Origin of the sequence: Taylorella asinigenitalis ATCC 700933 (genome assembly GCF_000687755.1) — a bacterium.
GTDB lineage: Bacteria > Pseudomonadota > Gammaproteobacteria > Burkholderiales > Burkholderiaceae_B > Taylorella > Taylorella asinigenitalis.
The window spans coordinates 1-1,201 of the sequence record NZ_JHXN01000049.1 but is presented as its reverse complement, the minus strand read 5'-3'; the positions used below and the strand labels follow the sequence as shown (position 1 = coordinate 1,201).

The 1,201-nt window shown below is 60.5% G+C and carries 1 protein-coding gene and 1 pseudogene; both read left to right on the top strand.

The window, feature by feature from the left end; translation table 11 throughout:
- Positions 1-630 (top strand): annotated as a pseudogene (locus T432_RS09070) (SDR family NAD(P)-dependent oxidoreductase).
- Between the two features lie 296 nt (positions 631-926).
- A partial coding sequence (locus tag T432_RS09065) for a hypothetical protein (protein ID WP_044971343.1) occupies positions 927-1,201 on the top strand: 275 nt, incomplete at its 3' end.

Below are 1,201 nucleotides of genomic sequence, written 5' to 3'. Positions count from 1 at the left end.
CTGGGCGAGCGAGCTCTCTTTGTCCCGACCGACGCCTCCAAGCGGAAAGACATGGAGAAGGCCGTGCGGCAAGCGACGCAGCACTTCGGTACACTCGATATCTTTGTCAACAATGCCTGGGGCGGCGGCACCCTCGCCCGGGCAGAGCGCAAGACCGAGCAGGACTGACAGCACGGCCTCAACCTGGGCTTTCTGGGGCACTGGTGGGGCATGCGGGCGGCCTTCGAAGTGATGGCGCCCCGGCAGTATGGCCACATCATCAACATGTGCTCGCTGAACGGCGTCAATGCCCACATCGGCACCCTGGAATACAACACCGCCAAAGAAGCCCTGCGGGCAGCGACACGCACCGCTGCCCGTGAATGGGCCCGACACGGTATTACGGCCAACGCGCTGCTCCCTGGGGCGAAGACCGCCGCTTCCCGCGTCGTGTTCGCCGCCAATCCCGAACTGGAAGTGATGGCCGACGCCATGAACCCGATGGGCCGTCTGGGAGACCCCGAGCGCGACATCGCCCCGGTGGCCGTTTTCCTGGCCTCGGAAGGCAGCCGCTACCTGACCGGCAACACGCTCTACGTCGATGGCGGTGGGCACATCAATGGGGTGGCGTGGGCCCGTGAACTCGACTGAAGCGGCGCGCTGGTGGCCTTTTCCCTACCGATTGGCCAGTCCATTTTGACAATTCAAGCCGAAGTGGACTGGCAATGGCTCCAGCGGATTCTGTGGATTCCAAACTTTCAGGAGACCGTGATCAGTCGCTCCTATCAAACTTGATGGAAGCGACTGATGGTTTTCCCCGGTTGCGACAAATTCAAATCGAAGTTGTCCCCTTTTGTGCTGGGAAAGAGGCCTCTACACGGTCCTTGAAGTGCCCCATTCTTACCCTACGTTCTTGGTCCCTATGATTCTTATACTCTGTCCAAGATATGTCCTCTCCCCTGGCTGAGCCACCGGAAATCAACGCCTTGTTGGCCAGGGTGCAGCCGGCGCTGCTTTCTTCAGCATGGTGGGCCGAGTGGCAGACCGCAGGATCAGGAACACAACGGGCAACCCTGCTGCAAAACCTCAGTGAGACCATCAGAAAGAGCGATCTGGCGCTGTCTCAACAACTGAGCGAGCTGGCGCTGGAGGAAGTGTTCCAGGACGACGAACGGGAAAAGCACGCGGAGCAAGCGGACCTCGTGACCATCCAGGCGCTCAA